Origin of the sequence: Paraburkholderia sp., from assembly GCF_034668105.1 — a bacterium.
Lineage (GTDB): Bacteria > Pseudomonadota > Gammaproteobacteria > Burkholderiales > Burkholderiaceae > Paraburkholderia.
Window position 1 is genome coordinate 1 of sequence record NZ_JAXDPY010000678.1, and the last position, 5,631, is coordinate 5,631.

At 61.3% G+C, this 5,631-nt stretch carries 5 protein-coding genes and 1 pseudogene; 2 read left to right on the plus strand and 4 right to left on the minus strand.

The genetic code is table 11. The features are described from left to right. The coding region (locus QOC89_RS29930) for a thiamine pyrophosphate-binding protein (protein ID WP_323048343.1) at positions 1–856 on the minus strand (856 nt) is incomplete at its 3' end. 70 nt (positions 857–926) lie between these two features. Beyond that, positions 927–2,258 carry an oxalate/formate MFS antiporter gene (gene oxlT, locus QOC89_RS29935; RefSeq protein WP_323048344.1) on the minus strand — a complete coding sequence of 444 codons (1,332 nt, stop codon included), beginning with the start codon at positions 2,256–2,258 and terminating at the stop codon, positions 927–929. A gap of 578 nt (positions 2,259–2,836) precedes the next feature. Between oxlT and QOC89_RS29940 the strand changes: the two genes are divergently transcribed. Further along, positions 2,837–3,235: a hypothetical protein gene (locus QOC89_RS29940; RefSeq protein ID WP_323048345.1), complete on the plus strand. Its 399-nt coding sequence runs from the start codon at positions 2,837–2,839 to the stop codon at positions 3,233–3,235. Between the two features lie 127 nt (positions 3,236–3,362). Here the strand turns inward: QOC89_RS29940 and QOC89_RS29945 are convergent, their stop codons facing one another. Beyond that, on the minus strand, positions 3,363–4,280 hold the full coding sequence (locus QOC89_RS29945; protein ID WP_323048346.1) for a LysR family transcriptional regulator: 918 nt from the start codon (positions 4,278–4,280) through the stop codon (positions 3,363–3,365). A gap of 139 nt (positions 4,281–4,419) precedes the next feature. On the opposite strand from QOC89_RS29945, the gene QOC89_RS29950 reads away from it, so the two are divergent. Further along, entirely contained in the window at positions 4,420–5,184 is a 765-nt protein-coding gene (locus QOC89_RS29950) for an SDR family oxidoreductase (protein WP_323048347.1), read from the plus strand. Positions 5,185–5,236: 52 nt separating this feature from the next. On the opposite strand, the pseudogene QOC89_RS29955 reads toward QOC89_RS29950, so the two are convergent. Then, a pseudogene (locus tag QOC89_RS29955) lies at positions 5,237–5,631 on the minus strand (epoxide hydrolase); the annotation flags it as partial.

The window sequence follows — 5,631 nt, forward strand, 5'->3', positions numbered from 1 at the left end:
CGTCCGCTTCCTGCAGCACGAATGAGCGCGCCGCCGACGCCGATTGCGCGTGCGTGTCGGGCAACAGGCCCTTGGCCATCGACATCGGCAGATACGGAATGCCGCTTTGTTCGACGAACGCGCGAATTTCCGCATCGGCCTGTGCGTACGCGGCGCCCTTGCCGAGCAGGATCAGCGGACGCTTGGCGCTCTTCAGCACGTCGATCGCACGCTTGACCGATTCCGGTGCCGGCAGCTGGCGCGGCGCGGCGTCGACCACTTTGATCAACGACTGCTGCGCCTTCACGGCATCCAGGGTCTGGGCGAGCAGTTTGGCCGGCAAGTCCAGATACACGCCACCCGGACGACCCGACACCGCGGCACGAATCGCACGCGCCACACCGATGCCGATGTCTTCCGCATGCAGCACGCGATACGCGGCCTTCGCGTACGGCCTGGCTGCGTTCAACTGATCCATTTCTTCGTAATCGCCCTGCTGCAGATCGACGATTTCGCGCTCGCTCGAACCGCTGATCAGGATCATCGGGAAGCAGTTGGTGGTCGCGTTGGCGAGCGCGGTCAAGCCGTTCAGAAAGCCGGGCGCCGACACCGTCAGGCAGATACCCGGCTTTTGCGTCATGAAGCCGGCGATCGCCGCGGCGTTGCCCGCATGCTGTTCATGACGAAAACCGATGAAGCGCATCCCTTCCGCTTGCGCAAGGCGCGCGAGGTCCGTAATGGGAATCCCGACCAGTCCGAAGATGGTGTCGATGTCGTTCAGCTTCAGCGCATCGATGACGAGGTGGAATCCGTCGGTTGTCTCGGTTGCCTGTTGCTTCAGCGCATTTTCTGTTGTGGGGCTGTCGGCTTCTGCCATGATGTCTCTCCTTGGTCGCGGGACGTTATGGGGTTTTTGTCGCGAGCGGCGCGCTCGCGTTGTCACTCATTCATTCAGTTGGGGCGCTGGACGACGGGTGCAGCCGCGCTTCGGCGAGAACCGCGCCGGCAGGCGCACCCGAGTTCTCGATCCAGCGCTTTCTCATGGGGGCGAGAATGAACTTCGCGGACACGGCGGCCGCGATCGACACCACCGCCGCCGAGATAAACACGGTGCTCCATCCGCCGTTCGCGGACAGCACCGATGCGATCGGCACCAGCATCGACGCCGTGCCCTTGGCGGTATAAAGCGTCCCCGCATTGGCCGCGGCGTATTTGCTGCCGAAGGTGTCCGCGCAGGTCGCCGGGAAGATCGAGAAGATCTCGCCCCAGCACAGGAACACGGCGGCCGCGAAGAACATGAAGGCGTACGGGTTGTGGCCGAACTGCATCAGTCCGAGCAGCGCGACGCCTTCGCCGAGAAAGATCATGAACATGGTGTTTTCGCGGCCGATGCGGTCCGACAGAAAACCACACAACGGACGCGTGAAGCCGTTGCAGAGGTTGTCGATCGACAGCGTCATCGTGAGCAGCGGCAACGTGATGCCCAGCAGACTCACAGGCATCTTGGCAAAGCCGTATTCCTTCGCGATCGGCCCGAGCTGCGCGGTCGCAATGATGCCGCCGGCCGCGACGAATACGAACATCAGGTACAGCACCCAGAACAACGGCGAACGGATCATCTCGCCGGGCGTGTAGTCGATCTTGCTCGAGACCACGCGTTTGGCCGCGACCGCGGTGGTGGGCGGCTTCGGCCGTACCAGCATGGTGGCGAGCAACAGAATGCAGACACCCTGAAAAATGCCGAAGAACATGAACGTGTACTCGTAGCCCGAGCGCTGAATCATGTTGGCGATTGGAATCACGGTAACGGCCGCGCCGGCACCGAAACCCGCGGCGGTCAAACCGGCCGCGAGACCGCGCTTGTCCGGAAACCATTTGAGCGCCGTGCCGACGCAGGTGCCATACACGCACCCCGCGCCGATGCCGGCGATCACCGCCGCGACGTAGAGTTCCGCGAGACTGCTCGCATGCGCGTTGATGATCCAGCCGATCGCCGCACACAGCGAACCGCCGATTACAACAGGGCGCGGCCCGAACTTGTCGACGAGCCAGCCTTCAACGGGTACGAGCCAGGTTTCCGTGACGATGAAGATCGTGAACGCGGTCTGGATGCCCGCCTGGCCCCAATGGTGGGCGTTGTCCATCGGTACGACGAAGAGCGTCCACGCGTATTGCAGATTCGCGACGAGCCCCATGCATACGATGCCGATCGCCAGTTGCACCCAGCGGTTTTGCCTGAACGCTGTACTGCCTGTTCCGGGTACGGTGGAATGTCCCATGTCTTTCGTCTCCTGTAGATTCCGTCGGGCTCGAGCGGCACGTTGGACTTACGTGATCGAATCGCTTTATCGCCGGTTTTTATGCGGGCAATGAAGCACCATTGGTCGGTCAGCGGGACTTGCACTAACGAAAACCCTTACTCGTTGCTCGCGCAACTACCGGGTAATAAGGTGCTTCGCGTGGAGCGCGTCTGAGGGGATGCTGCGCGAGAACAGTGATAAGTGAAAGTTAAAACATTTTATGATTTGTATTCGGCATCCCTAATAGATAGGGTTTGCCCTGTATGTCGACGAACTCGCTGGGCACGATGGCTGTGTGCCAACTGAAAGTCTTCAAGGAAGTGGGGCGGTGCCTGGAGTGCTGGCGCGCGGTCCGATGAACGGGTTCTCGCAAAGCAGGTGGTCGCGCGCAGGGCGCGTTGAGGCGGTTGCTTAGGCGTTCTGGATTTCGCCGCGATAGTAACCAGGGAAATCGATATATAAGTAAAACACTATCGTTCTTCGAAAAAACTTTAACTATTGTTTATTCATGCGCGCTTCTATTCTTGGTCCATGCCATTTGCCTGAAGGAGACGACCATGAACACGTCCCAGTTCGATACTTGCGACAACGCCCATGATGCGGAGATCGAGGCGCAACTGTGCGCTTACAACTGCGCGTTCGATGAACTCGGCCTGCGCTTCCGTTGGGATGCGCGCACGCTGGCGCTGCTTGCCGTGATCGACGGTGAGGAGGCGCGGATTGCCGCCTACATTGAAGCGCACCATGCGCACTTGCTGAAGGCCTATAGCGCGGGATTTCTGAGCCGGGTCATTCTGGAGAGGAAAAACGCCCGCTATCCTGCATGCTTACCGACGCGCGTCGAAAACGCGCCGCATCCTGGCCACGTCGACCAGGCGGCGCATCAGTCCCAGATGAGCAGCCGGCGCGAGCGCGTCTCGTATGAGGTCGAGCTGCCGGCGCTGGCCGGTGTTTAGACGCGGGTTTAGACGCGGCAGCCGCCCGGCCGCGCTGAAAGCGATCAGCCCGAAAAATCAGTCGATGCCGACAACGTCCTCCACGTGTCGGTTTCCTGCGTGACATAGGCGTCAATGAGCTCCGCGCTCACTCTCCGTCAGCCCGATCCCACGGCGGCACGCCGCCGAACGCATCGGCCAGAAAATCGACCATCGCGCGTATCTTGGCGCTCAGATGACGACGGCTCGGATACAACGCGAGCACATCGATGTCAGGCAAGCGATACGCCGGCAATATCTGAACGAGCTTGCCGCCGCGCAGGTCGTTGCCGACCAGAAACGTGGGTTGCCAGATCACGCCTTGTCCGGCGAGCGCCGCGGCGCGTGCCGTGTCGCCATTGTTGGAGTGCATGTGGCAGTTCACCTTCACGGCGTGAGACTTGCCCTCGCTGTCGGCCAACTGCCACTCGTCGCCGGTGGCCGCATACGAGTAGCCGATGCATCGGTGCTCGACCAAGTCAGCCGGCGTTGCCGGATATCCGCAACGTGCCAGATAGTCGGGCGACGCGCACAGGATATTTCTCGATGTCGCCAGCTTGCGCGCTGCGTGACTGGTCGAACCGGCGCGTGAGATGCGAATGGCGAGGTCGTAGCCTTCATCGACGATATCGACGACGCGGTCGATCAATGCAACGTCGAGTTCCACCTCGGGATACTTGCGCATGAACGCGGGCCACAGCGGCGCCAGGTGCAGAATCCCGAAGCTCACAGGCGCATTGATGCGCAACCGGCCGCGCGGTTCGACCGATGCGGATGACACAAGCCCCTCCGTCTCGGCGACGTCGTCGAGGATGGATTTACAGCGGGCGTAAAAGGTCTCGCCGCCTTCGGTGAGCGAAAGCGTGCGTGAGGTGCGATTCAGCAGGCGTGTGCCGAGATGCGCTTCCAGTTCGTTCACGTAGCGGGTGACGTTGGCAGGGGACGTGTCGAGCGCATCGGCGGCGCGTGTGAAGCTGCCGCGGCTCACCACGGTCACGAAGACTTCAAAAGCGCGCAACCGATCCATGTCCGTCTCCGATCATTCAATAATGCTGAATGATATACCCATGTTTTATGCCTTCCTGTGCATACGGCTGAAGCCTATATTGCTTCTCATGGACCAGCGCATTGGGCACTGGCCAACCAACTGCAGTAGGAGATTGAACATGCAACGCTTGACAGGAAAAGTCGCGATCGTGACGGGCGCCAGTGCGGGAATTGGCCGTGCCACCGCAAAACTGTTCGCCGCGGAAGGCGCAAAAGTGGTGATCGCGGCGCGCCGCGCGGCTGAACTTGAAACGCTCGCTGCCGAGATCGTCAGTGAAGGCGGTGAGGTCGCGTTTCTGGCGGGCGACGTGCAGTCGGAAGACTATGCGAAAGCGCTGGTCGAGCTTGCCGTGAGCCGCTTTGGCCGGCTTGACATCGCTTATAACAATGCCGGTACCTTGGGTGAAATGGGCCCGACCACGGGCGTCTCGGAGGCGGGCTGGTCGGCCGCATTGGCGACCAATCTGACGAGCGCGTTTCTGGGCGCGAAGCACCAGATTCCAGAAATGCTGAAGCACGGTGGCGGATCGATCATCTTCACGTCGACGTTCGTCGGCTACTCGTTCGCATTTCCGGGCACCGCGGCATACGCCGCGAGCAAGGCCGGCTTGATCGGTTTGACGCAGGCGCTCGCCGCCGAGTACGGACCGCAAGGTGTGCGCGTCAACGCCATTCTGCCCGGCGCCGTGGACACCCCGATGTATCGCGACATGAACGACACCGCCGAATCGCAAGCCTTCGTGACCGGCTTGCATGCGCTCAAGCGGGTCGCGCGGCCTGAAGAACTCGCACGCTCGGTGCTTTATCTTGCGTCCGACGATTCGTCCTTCGTGACAGGTACCGCTTCGCTGGTTGATGGTGGCGCATCGATTACGCGCACGTAACACCTGGCTGCGTCCAACGTTGAAGATTGACCCGCACGACCCGCGCGGGAAGTCATTGACGTTGGCGCAGCGGTCTCAAACCCGCGCGAACTTCCTCGGCGAATAATTGCGGCTGTTCCCAGGCCGCAAAGTGACCGCCTCGATCGAGCCTGTTGTAGTAGATGAGGTTGTGATACGCCTGCTCGGTCCAGCTGCGCGGGGCCTGATAGTTCTCGCGAGGAAAGACGCTCACGGCAGCCGGAACGGAGACATCCGCGGCGGCCAGGAAGTTGAAGTGAGACTCCCAATAAAAACGCGCCGCGGAAATTCCTGTGTTCGTCAGCCAGTAGAGTGTGATGTCGTCGAGTACGTCGTTGCGTGTCAGCTCGCCTGCGGATTCGCCGTTCACCGGGTGCCCGAAGACGGCCGAAGTGAGTGCCGCTGCCGGCTGAACATAGCCGTCGCCGT

Bases quoted from the DNA above. Each gene is read 5' to 3' on its own strand.
- oxlT (WP_323048344.1), bottom strand. From the start codon at position 2,258: ATGGGACATTCCACCGTACCCGGAACAGGCAGTACAGCGTTCAGGCAA.
- QOC89_RS29940 (WP_323048345.1), top strand. From the start codon at position 2,837: ATGAACACGTCCCAGTTCGATACTTGCGACAACGCCCATGATGCGGAG.
- QOC89_RS29950 (WP_323048347.1), top strand. From the start codon at position 4,420: ATGCAACGCTTGACAGGAAAAGTCGCGATCGTGACGGGCGCCAGTGCG.
- QOC89_RS29945 (WP_323048346.1), bottom strand. From the start codon at position 4,280: ATGGATCGGTTGCGCGCTTTTGAAGTCTTCGTGACCGTGGTGAGCCGC.